Raw genomic sequence first — 19,950 nt, forward strand, 5'->3', positions numbered from 1 at the left:
CATACACTTATTGAGATGTTCACTATTTGTTCGATTTTTGAGTGTAATTGTTGTTTTTCTGGATGGTCGAGTCAGTAAGTTATCCATTATTTTCGTTTTTATCAGATTAGACGTTCCCTATTAAGACAGCGCTTTCCTTTTCTATCAAAATATTAAGAGGCTCTTGAGGTGAGGCTCTATATTTGGTTGTGATTGATGTTTTTAATGTGTCATTTTCTAGATTTATTAAATGATGAAAATTAGGAATAGATTGGTGTCTTGACTTTCCATTGGTGGTTTTGTGAATAAGTGCTACCGTTTTTCCTCTTTGATGCCTCTTTAAATAAAAAGGATGTGTAGTGGAAATCACGGTTGAGATTTTGTTGGCTCTATTTTTTGTTGCGACTGCCGCAGGCTTTATTGATGCGATGGCTGGTGGGGGAGGGCTCATTACGCTCCCTGCGCTTTTGGCAGCGGGGTTGAGTCCGACTCAAGCTCTAGCAACCAACAAGTTACAAAGTTCGTTTGGCAGTTTCTCTGCTAGCTGGTATTTCGTGCGTAACGGTATTGTCAGCCTAAAGGAAATGCGTTTCGCGATACTCTGTACTTTTATCGGTGCAGCGATCGGTGCCGAGGCTGTGCAGTTTATTGATGCTAGCGTACTCACCAGTTTGATCCCTGTTCTTTTGATAGCCATTTCCCTCTATTTTTTACTCGCGCCAAGTACGCGAAAAATCGATGGAGAACCAAAGTTATCTGAAGCGATGTTTGCGCTATGCATTGGTGGGGGGATCGGTTTCTATGATGGCTTTTTTGGCCCTGGGACTGGATCTATTTTTACTGTTTGTTTTGTTGCACTGGGTCACTTTTCTTTGGTCGAAGCCACTGCTAGAACAAAAATCCTCAATTTCACGTCAAACATAGCGGCACTACTCTTTTTTATCTTAGCCGGGTTGCCAGTGTGGAAGCTTGGCTTAACCATGGCTGTTGGCGGTTTTCTTGGTGCTCAGTTAGGGGCGAAGGTCGTGGTAAGTAAAGGGCAAAAATGGATTCGTCCTCTAGTTATTGTGATGTCGATGCTCATGGCAACGAAACTTCTTTGGCAACAACATCAGCAATGGATTTTGTCAGTATTATAACTCGTTCTCTACGTTCAACTACGCCTACTCATGAATTATATGTAAAGAAATACTGATATATCTATGATTTCATTATAGTGTGATATCGTACTTAAAATGAAAAAGTAATAAACAATTTTTATTTAATAAAGTTAGAATGCTAAGTTTAGAATATTTAATTGTTGGTTATATGTATCCTATTATATCTCGAGATAATACCCAGTCAAAAAGAGAATGTTATGCATTTTCTATCAATGAATTTGATAAATTGGTTAGTAAATTTATCCCTAAGCATGAACAGCTTCGGTGGAATAGTTTAAAGGATAAGTTAGAATTTATTGCAAACTACTATGCAACTGTAGATGATTTGGCGTATTTAGGTAGAGTTGCTGTAGCCTTGTCAGGTAGCGCAGCTCCTATTGCAGTTGAGAAGTATGGTGGTTTTAATCATATTGTAATTAAAGGAACACCTAGTTTACAAAGAAAAGTTATGGCTTTGTCTGGTAAGATTTCGCCACCGATGGCTGTAAGTTTTGCTATAGGAAAAGAAAAGGCATTACAGACGGTTAAGCAAGGTGCAATTATTACTGTTATTTTTGTCACATCTTATAGAATAGCTGAGTATTTCTTTAAAGAGTCAAATAAAAGAGTATTGGCTAAATTATTCGGAGTTATAGCAAGTGACATTATTAAAGTGGGTTTGGCTGCTTTAGTTGCTAGTATAACATTAAAAACGATGGTTTCTGTAGGTGTTGTCGCTGCTGGTGGTTCAGCAGCTCTGTTTGTGGTTGTTTTTGTCGGTGTTGTTGCCAGCTTTGCAGCTAGTAAAATAGATGAAGAATTTAACCTCACAAAGAGGTTCCAAAAGGAAATTATGCTATTTTGGTCTCAAAAGGAAGAGGTGGAAAAATTGGAGATGAAAGATAAAATAAACCAATACCGAGCGATGCAAAGCTTTAAAAATAGTGGTTTTTCATTATGAAAAATGAAGAAATAGATTATAGCACATTTATTATAGGTTCAATTCTATTTCCTATATGTACATATTTTGTGATTTATCTTCCGGTATCTGATTTGTTGGATTTTTTTGGAGCAATTTCATCCGATCAGGAAAGTTTATCCTTAGGTGGTCAGAATATTCAGTTATTTTCATCCGGTTTTTTATTTGCTTTGCTTTCTTATGTTTCTATTTATACTGTTTCTACTAAGAGAAAGCCAAATAAAGAAAAACTTAAAAAGCTTTTTAAATTATGTTTTGTTTTATTAGTTTCTAGCTTTTTGTTTTCTTATATGTTTAATGAGTGGCTGCTGTCTTATGCTGAAAGTCATGGATACCATTATTCTGAGGAACTTAGTTCTCGATGGTTTTTAAGTGAGTACTATGTTTTTGTAAAATGACTATGAAATACACTTTTACATTATACTCTACTTCAATTGTCTAGTTGTTGTGATGTCGATGCTAATGGCAACGAAACTTCTTTGGCAACAACATCAGCAATGGATTTTGTCAGTGCTTTAACTCGTTTGCTGCGATATGTGCTGTGGCGCAAGCAGATATGTATTGGTCGAATTAACTGTCCTAGTTCTTCAAAGTCATAGCAGAATTTGGGTGTGATATTAAGTGTCTTCAGGATAGATTTAGGAATTAAAGCGGGAGCCATTCCGCCCAAAGCCAGTTGTGCTGCCGCAGTGTATGAATCCATTTCCATCAAAGGCTCAATTCCGTATTTTGACAAAATAGCTTGTTGGTAAGTGTTGGCAGGATTGGTTAAGTCATTGGTCAAAATGGCTTTGGGTAGTTGCGAAAGTGGGTATCTACTGACGATTGAAAAAGGTTCATCAGCGAGGTGAAGGCTCATTAATCCATGATGAGGCGGTAAATAACCAGCACAGAATCCCAGTGTCGCTTTACCTGATTTGACGTTCTCAATAATGCGTGGTGTATGATTGGTCGATATTCGTATGTACTGGTCATGGGCAAAGCGTTCTGCCATGATCACACTAAGGTATCCAGCGACTAAGGTTTCAGAGCAGTCTATCTTGATCAAAGAAGTATCTTCTATTTCTTGCTGATCATAGATCTGACCTCTTAACTCATTGAACGTTGGCTCGATCGTGTTGATGAGCGCAAGGCCATCGGAGGTCAGCTTTATGTGCCGACCACTTGGCTCAATCAATTTTTTTCCTAACTTCTTCTCTAGATTCGAAATGCGCTTACTCACCGCAGATTGACTAATATAGAGTTGGCTGCCCGTACGGCTCATGGTTTTTTCTTTACTGAGGACAAGTAACGTCTCAATACCTTCAAGCAACATAATAATTAATGAAAGTTAGGAATGGTTGAAATAATTTAGCGAATTGTACAAGAATTGGCGAATCAAATGAGTATAAATGAGAGGAGCCGACACTCAGTCGACTCCATGACCGAATCATGTAATTTGTGTTTAACGATTAATTGCGAAAGTTGGCAGGGATAGATGCCAACGAATAGCACCGAGACGTATAATGAGCGTTGAGATTACACCAGCGAGTAAAGCCGTTGAGTGGTCATAACCCATGTTTACCGCCATCGTATGGAAGATGCCGCCAATAATACATGCCGTAGCGTAGACTTCGCTTCTTAATACCATAGGAACTTCGCGAGCCAGCACATCACGTATAATACCACCACCACAACCAGTAATGACTCCCATGATCACGGCGACCATCCCAGACGCGTTGTAAGCGAGGGCTTTCTCTACACCTATTCCTACAAATACTGCAAGGCCGATCGCATCACAGACGGGTAATACCCACCATGACAGCCGTTTTGGTCTGCGTACAACGAGCATGGTTAGTAGACACGTAACAAATATCACCCATAAGTACGTAGTATCTGTTATCCAAAATACAGGAGTGGCACCTAGCGCCATGTCTCGGATTGTTCCGCCACCAATAGCAGTCACACTGCCGAGAACGATAACGCCGAATGGATCCATTTTTAAACGGCCCGCCAGTAACACGCCAGAGATAGCGAAAACAGCGGTACCGAACAAATCGATCATATAAAGCAGCATGGAGTCCATGTTACTTAGTACCTTTATATAGTGTGAGAAAAAATGGGCGGAAATTGTACGGTATTTGCCACGAAATCGTTAGCGTTTTTGACGAACGCTTTTAAAGTGCTCACACACTTCTGTGATCGCATTTAGTGTGCGTGGGGTTGGGCGGTTAATCCAATCTGAGTTTAGAGACCAGATGTGTTTATTTCTAAGTGCGGGAAGCTCATTGCTCCACTCTGCCCACATACCATCATTACTCATTGCGTGACGAGAAGTAAAAATAACCTCTGGTTGGCGAGTGATGACCTGCTCGATGCTGACCTGAGGATAAGGCGCGCTGGATGCTGCGAAAATGTTTTCACCACCGCAAAAAGTAAAGACTTCACTTGGCCAGTTCTTCCCGGCGACAGTGATGATAGGCTTTTCACTCAACTGATAAAAGTAACGAACTTTCTCGTGCGTGTTGTACTTCTCTTTTAGTGTATTCAGTTGCGTTCTAAAATCTTCAGCGGCCTTTTGTCCTATTTGCGGGGTTTCGCTGTATTGGCTTAGCTGCTCGATATTATTGGCGATATCTTCCAGTGAGCCAGTAGTGGAATAATAGATAGGAATGCCGAACTGTTTAATTTTCTCCAGCTCTTTTGCCGGGTTTCCTGCCGGCCAAGCAATGACTAAATCCGGTTGAAGAGCAATAATGCGCTCTAATTTAATTCCTTGGTAATTAGAGACTCTTTCCAGCTGCTTTGTCTGCTCTGGATAATCACTCATTTCGCTGACAGCAACAAGCTTGTCTCCTAGCCCTGCCGCAAAGGCAATTTCAGTGGCATGCGGAGCTAAACTTACAATGCGTTGAGCGGGTTGAGCGAAGGTCGCTGTCGAAACAAACAGCGTTAATGCGAAGCATAGTTTATTCATCATAATCCTTGATAAATCATTCCTAAAAGCAGACTTTGGATAGCTATCCAAACGAAGACTCGCCAAACGAGCAGCGTATGTATTTGTGAAAGGTGAATAGCCGATGGGGCGATTCGTCCACCGATTTTTGCGCGTTCCGCACGTATACCTTGATAGATAGCAGGGCCGCATAAAGAGAGTTGTAGTTTGTGTCCGATGGTACACAACACCCAGGCAGGCCCGGGTAGTGGCCAAGAGTTAGCTTGTTGCTGTACACCAGAAAGCACATTGCTTACGTTCTTTCCTACAGCTAAAAGTATGGCAAAGAGACGAAGTGGAATAATATCCAGAGCGGCAACCAGCTGAACGGCAGGTTTACCAAAGGGCAAATATTGGCGTCGGCTAGGGGACCAAACTCGAGCTAACTCTGTGGCTAGTCGATACATTAACGCACCAATACCACCTGCTAGTGCGTACCAAAATAACACACCGATTACGTTGCGGCTGTATCCCATAATCATAGCTTCTGAGCTTGCTTTACCTATGCCGATGATCGAGAGGCTGTCAGTATCGCGATTAAGGTATGGTCTTAGTAATTGTCGGCACTGAGCTTTGTCTTCTCTCGACATACTTGTGACGAGTTGTTTCGTTAAGGCTTCGCTGTTGCGCCAGTCCAAAGCAATGATCAATAGCACTAGTTCGTATAAAGGCACTTGCCAAACGAATGGCTCCACGGCAATCAGCAAGATCAAGCAAGGCAATAGCATCAAGCCCAATGCAAGACTGCCGGAGGTCAGCCTCTGTGAGTAACTGTGATTATTGTTTACTTTGTTGGCGAGGTTCTCAGCTAACTTTCGCCATAAAGTGATGGGATGCGATGAACGGGGGATTGGTAAAAGAAGGTGAAAGAGCAGTGCGCCCCACATAATAAGGAGCGCACCGTTGGCATAAAATGACTGAAAAACTTCTTCCATGAATGAGTCTTTTACTTAATGAGTTCCAGCATTTTGAATACCATTTCAGAAGAGCTCTTTGCTGCTAGCGGTAGGAACTCATCAAAGCTCATTGGTGACTCTTTATCAGCGACATCAGAGATTGCACGCACAACAACAAACGGCGTGTTGAATTGGTGACAAGTTTGAGCGATAGCAGATGCTTCCATTTCTACCGCGATAACGGATGGGAAGTGCTTACGAATAAATTCTTGACGCTCAGCGGTGCAAACAAACGCATCGCCAGTACAGATCAGGCCGCGAACTGCATGAGTGTTTTCCATTTGCGCTAGTGCCTTTTCTGCTAAATCCATTAGCTTTTCATCTGCTTTGAATGCAGCAGGCTGGCCAGCCATTTGGCCAATTTCATAACCAAAAGCTGTCACGTCTGCATCGTGATGACGAACTTCTGTTGAGATAACAACATCACCTAGATTTAGGCTTGAATCGAAGCCACCAGCAGAGCCTGTGTTAATCACAACATCTGGCTGGTATTCATCAAGAAGAATGGTAGTGCCTACTGCAGCTGCAACTTTACCAATACCTGATTGTAGTACGACTACTTCTACATCATTAATTTGACCAGAGAAAAACGTACAACCTGCTTTATTTACGGTTTTGCAGTTTGTGATTGCTTCTTTCAGGATGGTCACTTCTTGTTCCATCGCACCGATGATACCAACTTTCATAACACTCTCTTTCGGTAAATATTTTAGTTGGCCGAGAGTATAGCACTCCCCGTGAGCAGTTTTCTATTTGATGAGCTTAGCTTGAGTGAGCTTTTCTCGTAATTGTTCGGCGCGCTTTCTGTTTACGCCAAAGTCAGAATAGCCTACACGTGACTCTGAGCGAACAATCAGTTTGTCTCCTGCTACTTTTAATTCGAGGTCATCCACGAAGCGCATGATTTTAGATGTGCATTCTATCCGAAGGTAATCGCCCTCTTTTACCGCGGTTTTGGCGCCAGGAAGTTGAAGCGCAGCTTGCTCAATGGCATCTAACGTTGCGGATTCAGTGAGCAAAAAAGGCGCTAATTGAAACTTGTCTCTAGAGTCCTGAGTTGAAACGCAATTTGGTTTGTCACCACAAGGTGATTGAGAACGATCTGGCATACTGGTGACTCCTTGGCTGCAGGCTGTCAGGCTGAGTAAAGTGATGGAAAGGAGAGCGGCTTTTTTCATTGTATTTACTCTTATAATTTTGTTTCTAATTATATGGATACAAAAGAAAAAGGATCCAATAATAGGATCCTTTTTGTGATGTTAGCTGTGATTAGACTTCTAGGTAATCAAGAATGCCTTCTGCCGCTTTTCGCCCTTCATCAATTGCGGTTACGACGAGGTCTGAGCCACGGACCGCATCACCGCCAGCGAAGATTTTCGCATTGCTGGTTTGGTACATGAACGCTTGCTCAACAGGTGCCTTGATACGTCCCCATTGGTCTAAATCGACACCATACGGTTCTAACCAGTCCATTTTGTGTGGCTGGAAACCAAATGCCATGATCACGGCATCCGCAGGCAATACATGTTCACTGCCTTCCACTGGTTCTGGTCTGCGACGACCTGCATCATCGGGCTCACCTAAAGCGGTTTTTACCACTTTAACGCCCGATACGTTACCTGAGGCGTCGACCTCCACACCGAGTGGTTGCAGGTTAAACATGAACTTCACGCCTTCTTCCTTCGCGTTTTTTACCTCGCGACGAGAGCCAGGCATGTTGGCTTCGTCACGACGATAAGCACAAATCACATTGGAGGCTCCTTGGCGAATAGAGGTTCGTACACAGTCCATTGCGGTATCGCCACCACCAAGCACGACCACTTTCTTTCCTGCCATGTCGATAAAAGGTTGGTTGTTCTCAAGCTCCATGACTTTGTAGGTATTCGAAATTAAAAATGGCAGCGCGTCATATACACCCGGCGCATCCTCATTTTCTAGTCCTGCTCGCATGTATTTATAGGTGCCAACGCCTAAGAAAATGGCATCGTACTCATCGATTAGGTCTTGCATTTGTACATCTTTACCGACTTCCACGTTCATGCGGAACTCGACGCCCATTTCAGTGAACACACGGCGACGATTTTCCATTACCCCTTTTTCAAGCTTGAACGAAGGGATACCGAAAGTCAGTAGTCCGCCGATTTCTGGGTAGCGGTCAAACACGACTGGCTTAACGCCATTGCGCACTAGGATATCAGCGGCTGCCAAGCCTGCTGGGCCAGCTCCAATGATTGCGACCTTTTTATCGGTCCACTCCACCTTGGACATATCTGGCTTCCAGCCCATTTCAAAGGCTTTGTCGGTAATGTACTTTTCTATATTACCGATGGTGACGGCACCAAAGTCATCATTAAGCGTGCATGAACCTTCACATAGACGGTCTTGAGGACAAACGCGTCCACATACTTCAGGTAAACTATTGGTTTGATGCGATAGCTCAACAGCTTCAAGAATACGTCCCTCATTCGCCAGTTTTAGCCATTGAGGGATGTAGTTGTGTACTGGGCACTTCCATTCACAGTATGGGTTACCGCAATCTAAACAGCGGTCTGCTTGCGCAGTGGCTTGTTGCTTAGTAAACGGCTCGTAGATTTCAACGAACTCGATCTTACGAACTTTGATCGGCTTTTTGGCAGGATCTACACGCTGCACATCGATAAATTGATAAACGTTCTGGCTCATGATTCAAACATCCTCCATGATTACTGTGCTTGAACACGCAGCTCTGCAGCACTGCGGCTCTGGTGACCAAGTAGCGTGCGAAGATCAGCCGCTTGTGGTTTCACCAAATAGAACTTTGGAATCCATTCATCAAAGTTCGCCAAAATATTTTCTGCATGACTCGACCCTGTTTCTTCAAGGTGTTCCGCAATCAGGCCGCGCAAATGCTCTTGGTGGATGTATAGATCGGACAATGAAATGGCTTCGACAGATTCAGTATTGACTCGACCTTCAAAGCTCTGGTTTTCATCCAGAACATAGGCAAAGCCTCCAGTCATACCTGCACCAAAGTTCACGCCTGTTGCGCCTAGAATGGCAACAATACCGCCGGTCATGTACTCACAAGCGTTATCGCCAGCGCCTTCAATGACGGCTATTGTACCTGAGTTTCGTACCCCAAAACGTTCACCCGCTTTACCGGCTGCGAACAGTTTACCGCCCGTTGCGCCGTACAAACACGTGTTACCAATAATGGTGGCTTCATGACACTTGAACGCTGTACCTAAGTGAGGTTTAATGGCGATCTTGCCGCCTGCCATGCCTTTCCCTACGTAGTCATTCGCATCACCTGTGAGGTAAAGCTCTACGCCACCCGCATTCCAAACGCCAAACGACTGGCCGGCAGTGCCGTCAAGATAGATTTTGATAGGGGAAGCCGCCAATCCTAGGTTGCCATAGCGTTTTGCTATTTCGCCAGATAAGCGAGCACCCACAGAACGATCAGTGTTGATGACATTGTAGAAGAAACTTGCCGATTGACTGTTTTCGACCGCATGCATGGCATCATCAACGATCTTTTGATTGAGCTCTGCTTTATCAAACGGTTTATTTGGTTCCGTCCAAAACAGCGGATGATCTTCAGGCGAGACGGGAGCTTCTAGAATATTCGACAAGTCCAGCTTGGTTTGTTTTGCTGTCAGACCTTCAACGGTTTCCAACAAATCGGTACGACCAATCAAGTCAGTCAGTTTTTCAACACCAAGTTCAGCGAGCAATCCGCGCACTTCGTCCGCCAGACCGATGAAATAGTTCATCACCATTTCCGGTAGACCTTTGAAGTACTCTTTACGCAGCGTCTCGTCTTGAGTTGCAACCCCTGTGGCACAGTTGTTGAGGTGACAAATACGTAGGAATTTACAACCCATTGCCACCATTGGCGCAGTACCAAAACCGAAGCTTTCTGCACCGAGAATCGCCGCTTTCACCACGTCCAGACCGGTTTTTAGACCACCATCTACTTGCAGACGGATCTTATGGCGTAGACCATTGGCAACCAATGCTTGTTGGGTTTCTGCTAACCCTAGTTCCCAAGGGCTACCTGCGTATTTCACTGAGGTTAGTGGGCTTGCTGCGGTACCGCCGTCGTAACCCGAGATGGTAATGAGATCAGCGTAGGCCTTCGCGACACCTGTTGCGATGGTGCCGACACCTGGCTCGGAGACGAGTTTTACCGAAACCAGCGCATTCGGGTTGACTTGTTTAAGGTCGAAGATCAGCTGGGCCAAATCTTCAATAGAATAAATATCGTGATGTGGAGGAGGGGAGATTAACGTCACCCCTTGTACCGAATAACGCAGTTTTGCGATTTCTGCGGTGACTTTGTGTCCCGGTAGCTGACCACCTTCACCCGGTTTAGCTCCTTGCGCTACCTTGATTTGTAGTACATCCGCATTAGTAAGGTAATGAGGCGTGACACCAAATCGGCCTGAAGCAATTTGCTTGATGCGCGAGTTACGTTCAGTGCCGAAACGGCGAGGATCTTCACCACCTTCACCGGAGTTTGAATAGCCACCAAGACGGTTCATCGCAGTCGCGAGGGCTTCATGCGCTTCAGGGCTAAGTGCGCCAATGGACATAGCCGCAGAGTCGAAGCGTTTGAACAGTTCGGTTTTCGGCTCTATTTGCTCAAGTGGCAGCGGTGAGTTTGATTTTTTCAGCGACATCAAGTCACGCAACATAGCAACAGGGCGTTGATTCACTTGCTTGGCAAAGCTCTGATAGTCGTTACTTTCGCCAGATTTAACGGCTTGTTGCAGCGTGCCGACAACATCCGGGTTGTAAGCATGATACTCACCTCCATGGACATACTTTAACAAGCCGCCATGATCAATCGATTTACGTTTCGCCCATGCTTTGCGAGATAAGTTTGTAAGATCTTGCTGGAAGTCGTCAAAATTCGCGCCTTCAATACGAGTTGTGACGCCTTTAAAACACAGGTCGACCACATCTTGGCTCAAACCAACCGCTTCAAACAGTTGTGAGCAGCGGTAAGAGGCGATGGTTGAGATCCCCATTTTCGACATGATCTTGTACAGGCCTTTGTTGATGCCGTATTGGTAGTTTTGCATCACATCGCGGTAGTCTTTCTCTAGTGCCTTATCATCAATCAGTTTACCTAACGCTTCATAAGCAAGGTATGGGTAAACTGCAGTAGCACCAAAGCCAAGCAAGACAGCAAATTGGTGTGGGTCACGTGCAGTTGCGGTTTCGACTACAATGTTGGCATCGCAACGTAGGTTCGCATCAATCAAACGAGTTTGAACGGCGCCGACAGCCATTGCGGCTGGAATTGGTAACTTGCCTTTGACCAAAGCGCGATCTGAAAGTACCACTAAAACCGTGCCTTCACGTACGACTTGCTCTGCTTGCTCACAGAGATCATTAATGGCTTGTTTAAGATCTTTCTCTTGTGGATCGTAGTTGATATCTAGAATGGTATTACGGTAGTGATCGTCACCAAGCTCGAGCAGTTGCTGCATGTCTGAATAAAGCAGTACAGGCGAATCAAATGTTACGCGATGCGCGTGGCCATCGGTTTCACAGAAGACATTCATTTCCTTACCGATACTGGTCGCCAGTGACATCACGTGTTTTTCACGCAGTGGATCGATCGGTGGATTGGTGACCTGAGCGAACTTCTGGCGGAAGTAGTCAGTTACCAAACGCTCTTTTGAGGAGAGCACTGCCATTGGAGTATCATCACCCATAGAACCAACGGCTTCTTGGCCCATTTCTCCGAGTACACGCAGAACTTGGTCGACTTCTTCGTTCGTCATCGCGAATTGCTTTTGATAAGTCTTAAGTAAGTCTTCATCAAAGCTGCGCTCGCCTACTTGCTCCTCAGGTAGCTGAGAAAATGGTGTGAGTTTGCGAACGTTGTTTTCCATCCATTTGCGATAAGGGTGACGAGATTTCAGATCATTATCGATCTCGCTAGACTGCCAAAGCTTACCTTTACGAGTGTCGATGACGAGCAATTCACCCGGACCTACACGCCCTTTTTCGGCAACTTCATCTGGGGCGTAATTCCAAATTCCTACCTCAGATGCCAGAGTGATCAACTTATCTTTGGTAATTACATAACGCGCAGGACGCAGACCGTTTCGGTCTAGGTTACAAGCAGCATAACGACCATCGGACAGTACGATACCTGCTGGGCCATCCCATGGTTCCATGTGCTTGGAGTTGAAATCGTAAAACGCCCGCAGATCCGGATCCATATCTGGGTGGTTTTGCCATGCAGGCGGCACAAGCATACGCATGGCACGGAAGATATCCATGCCGCCAGCTAAGAAGAGATCCAGCATATTATCTAAGCTGGAGGAGTCTGAACCGGTCTCGTTCACAAATGGTGCTGCAGTTTGAAGATCGGGCAGCAGTGGTGACGAGAACTTGTAAGCGCGCGCGCGCCCATTGGCGGTTACCTTCAATGGTGTTGATCTCACCGTTATGAGCAAGATAGCGGAACGGCTGAGCCAATGGCCAACGCGGTTGAGTATTGGTAGAAAAACGCTGGTGGAACAGACAGATAGCGGATTCCATGCGTAGATCAGCAAGATCAAGGTAGAAGCGAGGCAAATCCGCAGGCATGCACAGGCCTTTGTACACCAAAACTTGAGTCGACAAGCTACAGATGTAGAAATCAGGATCTTCGGTGATTTGTTTCTCGATGCGACGGCGTGCGATGTAGAGACGACGTTCAATGTCACGCTCTCGCCAACCAGCCGGTGCAGAGATAAAGACTTGCTGAATATTTGGAAGCGAGTTAGTCGCAATTGGACCGAGCACTTCTGAATTGGTTGGAACTTCACGCCAACCGGCCACTGTTAGCGTCTCTTGCGCAAGCTCTCTGTTGACGATGTCTTTAGCGAGTTGAGCTTTGACCGGATCTTGGTTGAAGAAAATCATCCCTACGGCGTATTGCTTGCCAAGGTTGAAACCATTTTCTTCGGCAATAAGACGTAAATAGGAATCGGGCTTTTGTAATAGAAGACCACAACCATCACCGGTTTTACCATCGGCGGCAATACCACCACGGTGGGTCATTCGGTCAAGTGCAGAAATTGCTGTACGAACCAGCTTGTGGCTTTGTTCGCCTTCCATATGCGCGATCAAGCCAAATCCACAGTTGTCTTTCTCAAGACTTGGATCATAAAGAGCCATTGCAATTCTCCCTTTGCTTATCCGTCATCCCGACAGATATATCAACACTGCTTACGTTGATAGTGATGACTGAATATGCGTCATCTTTATGGTTTTATGTATATTTATTCAATAAAAGCTGTGAAATATTTAACATTTTTTGAGTGTTTTATTTTCATCAACTTCACAAGCTATAGCTTATTGTAAAAAAGGTCAAGTTATTAGTGGATAATCACGTGAATATGCGATTTACCATTTAATAAGCTAAAATAGTTTAATAATTTCAAATAGATAGAAAATTGATTGTTACAAAAAAGTAACATTTGATTCTGTGGGAAATAAAAAAGACCAGCATAAAATGCTGGTCAAAATAGAAAGATTGGAAGGAATTGTTTTCTTTCTTTGCTAATAGCCATCGATATCGCTGATGGCTATTTATGGCATTGAAAGAGGGAAGCGTGAATACTTCCGTTAAGCAGAAAGCATCAGTGAATCTGCTTTTGCTTCTAGGTTTGTGCCATCCATTAGGTAGTCATCGATAGCACGAGCACATTCGCGACCTTCGTTGATACAACGAACCACCAAAGATTGGCCTGTTCGCATATCACCAGCAGCAAATACGCCTTCTTGGTTAGTAGCAAAACCTTGAGTTGCTACGTTACCGCGATCATCTAGCGCGATATCCAGTTGAGCAAGCACGCCTGTAGGTTCTGGGTGTAAGAAGCCCATTGCTAGGAATGCCATATCACATGGGATCACTCGCTCGCTGCCTTCTACTTCTTTGAAACTTGGGCGCTCGCCTGGTTTTGCATCTTGCCAAACGATATCAGCAAGACGAAGGCCAGTGACTTCACCTTTGTCATTTCCGATGAACTCTTTGGTCAGGATGTTCCAGTGACGATCGACACCTTCTTCATGAGAGGTCGAAGTACGTAGGATCATTGGGTATTGAGGCCAAGGCATATTGGCTGGGCGCTTCTCTGGTGGAATCGGCATGATTTCCACTTGAGTTACGCTTGCTGCGCCGTGACGGTTTGACGTACCTACACAGTCTGAACCGGTATCACCACCACCAATGACAACCACATGTTTACCTTTTGCGTGAATCTCTTCCGTTTTCAGGTCCATGTTATTTGCACGTCGGTTGTTTTGACCTAGGAATTCCATTGCGAAGTGAACGCCTTTGAGCTCACGACCCGGAACTGGCAAATCACGTGGAACCGTTGAGCCACCCGTCAGTAGAACCACATCGAACTCTTGACGCAGTTGCTGAGCATTTACATCAACACCGACGTGTTGGTTTACTTTAAACTCAACGCCAGCTTCTGCCATTAGATTGATCTTACGATCAATGACTTCCATGCTCAGTTTAAAATCTGGAATACCGAAACGCAGCAGACCACCAACCTTCTCGTCTCGCTCGAATACTGTCACGGTATGGCCTGCGCTGTTTAGCTGCTCAGCAGCCGCAAGACCAGCAGGTCCAGATCCAATGATCGCCACCGTTTTACCAGTGCGAGAACGTGGCGTTTTTGGCTTGGCGTACCCTTCACGATACGCCGTTTCTACGATGGTTTTCTCGATATTACAGATAGTGATTGGGTCTTGGTTGATGCCAAGTACACAAGCACTTTCACATGGAGCAGGGCAAACACGACCAGTGAACTCTGGGAAGTTATTGGTTGAGCTTAGAATGTTCCATGCTTCTTCCCAGCTATCACGATAAACCGCATCGTTAAATTCTGGGATGATGTTACCGATAGGGCAGCCGTTATGACAAAACGGCACACCACAATCCATACAACGAGACGCTTGAATATTGATCTTGTCACCAAACTCCTCGTTCAGAACGAACTCTTTGTTGTTCTTGATGCGTTCAGCTGGGTCGATCTTCTGTGGTAGTTCACGACCATGCTCTAAAAATCCAGTAGGCTTACCCATTATACGGCCTCCACTTGAGTTTCGTTTCCTTGAGACTGTGCTTCAGCTTTACGCTTTTGAAGCACCGCTTTATAGTCACGCGGCATTACCTTAACCATAGAGGCTAGGCTTGCTTCAAAGTTGTCTAGGAAAGACTGAGCGACTTCACTTCCTGTGAATTGAACATGCTTAGTTAGCATGTCGAGTAATAGATCTCTGTCTTCTTGCTCGATTGGATCTAGGTCTACTAACTCTGGGTTCAGTTTCGACTCAAAGTCGCCTGATTTATCCCATACGTAAGCCACGCCGCCACTCATACCTGCGGCAAAGTTACGACCTGTTGAACCAAGGATAATTGCTGCACCGCCCGTCATGTATTCACAACCGTGGTCACCGACGCCTTCTACTACTACTTTCGCGCCTGAGTTACGAACACAGAAACGTTCACCAGCCATACCGCGGATGAAAGACTCACCCGAAGTAGCACCGTAGAAACACACGTTACCAACCACGATGTTGTCTTCTGCGACAATGCTTGATTTCGCATCTGGGTAAAGTACTAACGTACCGCCAGATAAGCCTTTACCCCAGTAGTCGTTCGCGTCGCCTTCTACTTCGAACTTCACGCCCTTAGCTAGGAATGCGCCGAATGACTGACCCGCTGAACCTTTGAACTTCACGTTCATTGGTCGAGGTAGGCCGGCATCTTTGTACACTTTCGAGATTTCGTTCGACAGCATGGTACCTACAGAGCGGTCCGTGTTGACGATAGGGAACTCGGCATTCACCGCTTCGCCTTTCTCGAGTGCAGGAATCGCTGCTTGAATCAGCTTACGGTCTAGTACCGATTCAAGATTGTGGTTCTGTTGCGTTTGGTTATGGATACCGTCTGACTCACGTGGCTGTTCAACGTGTAGAACAGGAGACAGATCTAGGTTCTTGTATTTCCAGTGAGAAACGTCTTGGCGAACACGCAGTTTCTGGCCTTGACCGACCATCTCATCGATAGTGCGGAAGCCAAGTTCAGCCATGATTTCACGTAGACCTTGTGCCATGTATTGGAAGAAGGTTACGACGTCTTCTACGCGACCATCAAAGCGCTCGCGAAGCGTCTTGTTCTGAGTTGCGATACCAACAGGGCAGGTGTTCTTATGACACTTACGCATCATGATACAACCTTCAACCACCAAGGCTGCGGTTGCCACGCCCCATTCTTCTGCACCTAGTAGTGTTGCCACTGCAAGGTCGCGAGGTGTCTTCATCTGACCATCTGCTTGAACCACGATACGGTTACGTAGACCGTTCTTCAGTAGCGTTTGGTGCGTTTCTGCCAAACCAAGTTCCCAAGGAAGACCAGTATGACGGATTGAAGACATTGGGGATGCACCAGTACCGCCGTCGAAACCTGCGATTAGTACAACGTCCGCTTTCGCTTTCGCAACACCAGAAGCGATCGTACCTACGCCAGCTTCCGATACCAGTTTCACGTTTACGCGACCCGCGCGGTTGGCGTTCTTCAAATCGTAGATAAGCTGAGCCAAATCTTCGATTGAGTAGATATCGTGGTGTGGTGGTGGCGAGATAAGGCCAACGCCTGGAGTAGAGTGACGTGTTGCACCGATCCAGTCATCTACTTTATCGCCTGGTAGCTGACCACCTTCACCTGGCTTCGCACCTTGAGCCATTTTGATTTGCAGTTCTTCAGCGTTAGTTAGGTAGTAAGAGGTTACGCCGAAACGACCCGAAGCTACCTGTTTGATCGCAGAGCGTTCCCAATCGCCGTTGTCTTTGCGTTCGAAACGCATTGGGTCTTCACCACCTTCACCAGAGTTCGATTTTGCGCCAAGGCGGTTCATCGCAACAGCCAATGTGGAGTGTGCTTCGTAAGAAATAGAACCGAATGACATTGCACCTGTCGCGAAGCGTTTCACGATTCTTTCAATTGGCTCGACTTCGTCGATAGAGATAGAACCAGCTGGGTTCTTAATGAATTCTAGCTGGCTACGCAGAGTTACTGCGTTGTCGCCTTGCTTATCTACTGCTGTCGCGTACTGCTTGAACTGATCGTAGTTCTTGTTGCGCGTAGACTCTTGCAGTAGCGAGATGGTTTCTGGGTTGAATAGGTGCTTCTCACCACGCTGTTTCCATTGGTAAACACCACCTACATCCAGCATTTGAATTGGGATTTCGCGTTGTGGGTAACCGATGCGGTGACGAACGAGCACTTCTTTAGCAATATCGTCAAGGGTGAGACCTTGGATACGAGAAACTGTACCTGTGAAGTACTTGTCTACCACTGACTTATGAATACCCAAGGCTTCGAAGATTTGCGCACCGTGGTACGACTGCAGGGTTGAGATACCCATCTTCGAGAAGATCTTCAGAAGACCGCCATTGATCGCTTTACGGTAGTTGTTGAACAGATCGCGAGGGCTCGCTTCTGGGTCCAGCTTCTTCGTACGCTGAAGCTCAATGATGGTTTCAATCACTAGGTATGGGTTAACGGCGTTGGCACCGTAACCAATTAGCGTTGCAAAGTGGTGCGTTTCACGCGCGTCACCAGTTTCAACCACGATATCACACTTCGCACGTAGACCTTTGCGGATCAAGTGGTGATGTACTGCGCCAACTGCCAGCATTGCTGGGATCGCCGCGTGGTTTGAGTTCACTGCACGGTCAGTTAGCAGGATGATTGAGTAACCATCAATAACCGCATCTTCTGCGTACTGGCAGATGCGTTTTAGTGCGCGCTCAAGCTTGCCTTGGTCTTCACTGGCTTGGAATACGATATCCAGTGTCTTCGCCTGAAGATGCTCGTTGTCAATAGCACGCAGTTTCTCAAGCTCAGAGTTGGCCAGAACAGGCGATTCCAATTCGACTTTCTGACAGTGAAGTGGTGTTTCAGTCAGAAGGTTTTGGTCTTTACCCAAGTAAGTGTTCAGCGACATAACCATACGCTCACGGATCGGATCGATCGGTGGGTTAGTTACCTGTGCGAACAGTTGCTTGAAGTAGTTTGAAAGATGTTGAGACTGATGAGATAGAACCGCAAGAGGCCAGTCTGCACCCATGGCTGATAATGGCTCTTTACCTTCATTTGCCATTGGAACGATGATTTCGTTCACTTCTTCAGTACTTACGCCAAACGCTTGTTGGCGGTGTAGAAGATGTTCTGGCTTAGGTTGGCTGAATTGGTTGCTCGCATCTGGCAGCTTCTTCAAGCTTAGTAGGTTTTCTTCTACCCACTTTTCGTAAGGCTGCGCTGTTGCGATGGTGTCTTTCACTTCTTCATCAGAGATGATGCGACCTTGCTCTAAGTCTGCAACGAATATGCGACCTGGTTGTAGACGACCGCGGAACTCAACGTTCTCTGGCTCAATATCCACAACACCAGATTCTGATGCCATTACTAGGAAGTTATCTTTGGTCACTGTGTAGCGAGAAGGGCGCAGACCGTTACGGTCGAGTGTCGCACCAACTTGAACACCATCAGTAAAACATACTGAAGCCGGACCATCCCATGGTTCCATGATGTTCGCGTGGTACTGATAGAACGCGCGACGCTTAGGATCCATGTTTTTGTTTTCTTGCCATGCTTCCGGGATCATCATCATCAATGCGTGCGGCAGGCTACGACCAGAAAGAACTAGGAGCTCAAGTGCCATATCAAAGTTAGATGAATCCGAACTGCCTTCCTGACAAATAGGAAGCAGCATGTCGATTTCAGCTTGGGTAAATAGATCGGATTCAATGATCGCCTCACGGGCTTTCATCCAGTTCAAGTTACCTCGAACTGTATTGATTTCACCGTTGTGGGCAATGTAACGGAAAGGTTGTGCAAGACGCCATTTCGGGAAGGTGTTGGTAGAGAAGCGAGAGTGTACCAGTGCCAGTGCGGTCACCATGGTCGGGTTTTGCAGATCAAGGAAGTACTGAGGGACTTGCTCGGTCGTTAACTGACCTTTGTACACCAATGTCTTGTAAGACATTGAGTTAATGTAGAAGTCATCACCAATGTTCGAAACGCTCTCTAGGCAAACACGTACAGTGTAGTTACGAAGTACGTACAGTTTGCGCTCTAGCTCTTCAGGTGTGATACCTGGACCACCAGAGATAAACACATGCTCAAACTGAGGTTCTGTGCTTAGCGGGTCGGCACCGATCATCGAGTTATCGGTTGGCAAAACGCGGTAGCCAATAACTTCAAGGTCTAGACGCTGAGCGTTGCGTTCTAGAATGTCACGGCATTGCTCGCGTTTGTATTCGTCTTTCGGGAAAAGTACGACACCCACACCATACTTTTCAAATGAAGGTAGTTTAATGCCGAGCTTAACGGCCTCTTCTAATAGGAATTCATGAGGTTTTTGTAGCAAGATACCCGCACCATCACCGCTGCATGGATCACAACCTTGACCACCACGGTGCTCCATGCGAGCTAGCATATCCAATGCTTGAGTCACTACTTCATGAGATTTACGGTTTTTAAGGTGAGCAACAAAACCGATACCACACGCGTCATGCTCCAATTCAGGAGTATATAGACCCTGTGGATTTTGCTCTCTATCTACCATAGATACATCCTTCCAGTTCAATGTCGACGCAAAAGCACCAGGCAGGCAAATGCCACCTAGACCATTGATTACGTCTTGTCCTTTATATTTATTATCGCCACCGATCTAGGTTGACCGATCTTGATTCCTTTCCGTATCTCGCAGGAAAAGTTTTGCGAGAAAAACAATCCTTGGTGGTATCCCTTTATTTATTGCCACTATTTAGTGATTTATATAGGTAGGAGTGGGATAACACCGACAAATCCCGCAGTGTACTTTGTAATAAAAGTCACAAAAATAACGGGGTTGT

At 45.7% G+C, this 19,950-nt stretch carries 12 protein-coding genes and 1 pseudogene; 3 read left to right on the forward strand and 10 right to left on the reverse strand.

The genetic code is table 11. From position 1 onward, the window contains the following. The first annotated feature begins 338 nt into the window (after positions 1-338). The 3 genes from P4S59_RS02605 (at position 339) to P4S59_RS02615 (ending at position 2,495) form a co-directional block, all read left to right on the forward strand. Positions 339-1,118 (forward strand): TSUP family transporter, encoded by a 780-nt coding sequence (locus tag P4S59_RS02605; RefSeq protein ID WP_005396424.1) that lies wholly within the window; start codon positions 339-341, stop codon positions 1,116-1,118. Positions 1,119-1,254: 136 nt separating this feature from the next. Further along, a complete protein-coding gene (locus P4S59_RS02610) occupies positions 1,255-2,079 on the forward strand; it encodes a hypothetical protein (RefSeq protein ID WP_337167949.1) in 825 nt (274 codons plus the stop codon). Then, the gene (locus tag P4S59_RS02615; RefSeq protein WP_301607537.1) at positions 2,076-2,495 is read left to right on the forward strand and encodes a hypothetical protein; all 420 of its coding nucleotides are present in this window, start codon (positions 2,076-2,078) and stop codon (positions 2,493-2,495) included. The genes P4S59_RS02610 and P4S59_RS02615 overlap by 4 nt, the downstream gene beginning before the upstream one ends. Before the next feature lie 32 nt (positions 2,496-2,527). On the opposite strand, the gene P4S59_RS02620 is transcribed toward P4S59_RS02615, so the two are convergent. From P4S59_RS02620 to gltB (P4S59_RS02665), 10 genes and pseudogenes are all read right to left on the reverse strand, one after another. Next, complete coding sequence (locus P4S59_RS02620) at positions 2,528-3,412, reverse strand: LysR family transcriptional regulator (RefSeq protein ID WP_047009084.1); 885 nt, start codon at positions 3,410-3,412, stop codon at positions 2,528-2,530. Between the two features lie 129 nt (positions 3,413-3,541). Beyond that, positions 3,542-4,162: a TRIC cation channel family protein gene (locus P4S59_RS02625; RefSeq protein ID WP_054867265.1), complete on the reverse strand. Its 621-nt coding sequence runs from the start codon at positions 4,160-4,162 to the stop codon at positions 3,542-3,544. A 69-nt stretch (positions 4,163-4,231) separates the two neighbouring features. Beyond that, a complete protein-coding gene (btuF, locus tag P4S59_RS02630) occupies positions 4,232-5,053 on the reverse strand; it encodes a vitamin B12 ABC transporter substrate-binding protein BtuF (protein WP_337168631.1) in 822 nt (273 codons plus the stop codon). Continuing rightward, positions 5,053-6,006 (reverse strand): cobalamin biosynthesis family protein, encoded by a 954-nt coding sequence (locus tag P4S59_RS02635; RefSeq protein ID WP_337167950.1) that lies wholly within the window; start codon positions 6,004-6,006, stop codon positions 5,053-5,055. The genes btuF and P4S59_RS02635 overlap by 1 nt, the downstream gene beginning before the upstream one ends. A gap of 11 nt (positions 6,007-6,017) precedes the next feature. After that, positions 6,018-6,713: a 5'-methylthioadenosine/S-adenosylhomocysteine nucleosidase gene (mtnN, locus tag P4S59_RS02640; protein WP_005396324.1), complete on the reverse strand. Its 696-nt coding sequence runs from the start codon at positions 6,711-6,713 to the stop codon at positions 6,018-6,020. A 63-nt stretch (positions 6,714-6,776) separates the two neighbouring features. Next, the gene (locus P4S59_RS02645; protein ID WP_041852996.1) at positions 6,777-7,205 is read right to left on the reverse strand and encodes a DUF1499 domain-containing protein; all 429 of its coding nucleotides are present in this window, start codon (positions 7,203-7,205) and stop codon (positions 6,777-6,779) included. Between the two features lie 91 nt (positions 7,206-7,296). Continuing rightward, positions 7,297-8,709, reverse strand: a complete 1,413-nt coding sequence (locus tag P4S59_RS02650; RefSeq protein ID WP_005396322.1) for an FAD-dependent oxidoreductase — start codon at positions 8,707-8,709, stop codon at positions 7,297-7,299. 20 nt (positions 8,710-8,729) lie between these two features. Further along, positions 8,730-13,191 (reverse strand): annotated as a pseudogene (gltB, locus tag P4S59_RS02655) (glutamate synthase large subunit). A 450-nt stretch (positions 13,192-13,641) separates the two neighbouring features. After that, positions 13,642-15,111, reverse strand: coding sequence for a glutamate synthase subunit beta (locus tag P4S59_RS02660; RefSeq protein WP_337167951.1), 1,470 nt, complete (start codon positions 15,109-15,111; stop codon positions 13,642-13,644). Continuing rightward, positions 15,111-19,661: a glutamate synthase large subunit gene (gene gltB / locus P4S59_RS02665; RefSeq protein WP_337167952.1), complete on the reverse strand. Its 4,551-nt coding sequence runs from the start codon at positions 19,659-19,661 to the stop codon at positions 15,111-15,113. Before gltB (P4S59_RS02665) ends, P4S59_RS02660 begins: the two co-directional genes overlap by 1 nt. Between the last annotated feature and the right edge of the window lie 289 nt (positions 19,662-19,950).

Source organism: Vibrio sp. M60_M70 (assembly GCF_037162085.1).
In the GTDB taxonomy this organism is placed as follows: Bacteria; Pseudomonadota; Gammaproteobacteria; order Enterobacterales; family Vibrionaceae; genus Vibrio; species Vibrio diabolicus.

Excerpts from the sequence above, each read along its gene's own strand:
- P4S59_RS02615 (WP_301607537.1), top strand. The coding sequence starts at position 2,076 with ATGAAAAATGAAGAAATAGATTATAGCACATTTATTATAGGTTCAATT.
- P4S59_RS02660 (WP_337167951.1), bottom strand. The coding sequence starts at position 15,111 with ATGGGTAAGCCTACTGGATTTTTAGAGCATGGTCGTGAACTACCACAG.
- P4S59_RS02635 (WP_337167950.1), bottom strand. The coding sequence starts at position 6,006 with ATGGAAGAAGTTTTTCAGTCATTTTATGCCAACGGTGCGCTCCTTATT.
- P4S59_RS02610 (WP_337167949.1), top strand. The coding sequence starts at position 1,255 with ATGCTAAGTTTAGAATATTTAATTGTTGGTTATATGTATCCTATTATA.
- mtnN (WP_005396324.1), bottom strand. The coding sequence starts at position 6,713 with ATGAAAGTTGGTATCATCGGTGCGATGGAACAAGAAGTGACCATCCTG.
- P4S59_RS02620 (WP_047009084.1), bottom strand. The coding sequence starts at position 3,412 with ATGTTGCTTGAAGGTATTGAGACGTTACTTGTCCTCAGTAAAGAAAAA.
- P4S59_RS02625 (WP_054867265.1), bottom strand. The coding sequence starts at position 4,162 with ATGGACTCCATGCTGCTTTATATGATCGATTTGTTCGGTACCGCTGTT.
- btuF (WP_337168631.1), bottom strand. The coding sequence starts at position 5,053 with ATGAATAAACTATGCTTCGCATTAACGCTGTTTGTTTCGACAGCGACC.
- P4S59_RS02645 (WP_041852996.1), bottom strand. The coding sequence starts at position 7,205 with ATGAAAAAAGCCGCTCTCCTTTCCATCACTTTACTCAGCCTGACAGCC.
- gltB (WP_337167952.1), bottom strand. The coding sequence starts at position 19,661 with ATGGTAGATAGAGAGCAAAATCCACAGGGTCTATATACTCCTGAATTG.
- P4S59_RS02650 (WP_005396322.1), bottom strand. The coding sequence starts at position 8,709 with ATGAGCCAGAACGTTTATCAATTTATCGATGTGCAGCGTGTAGATCCT.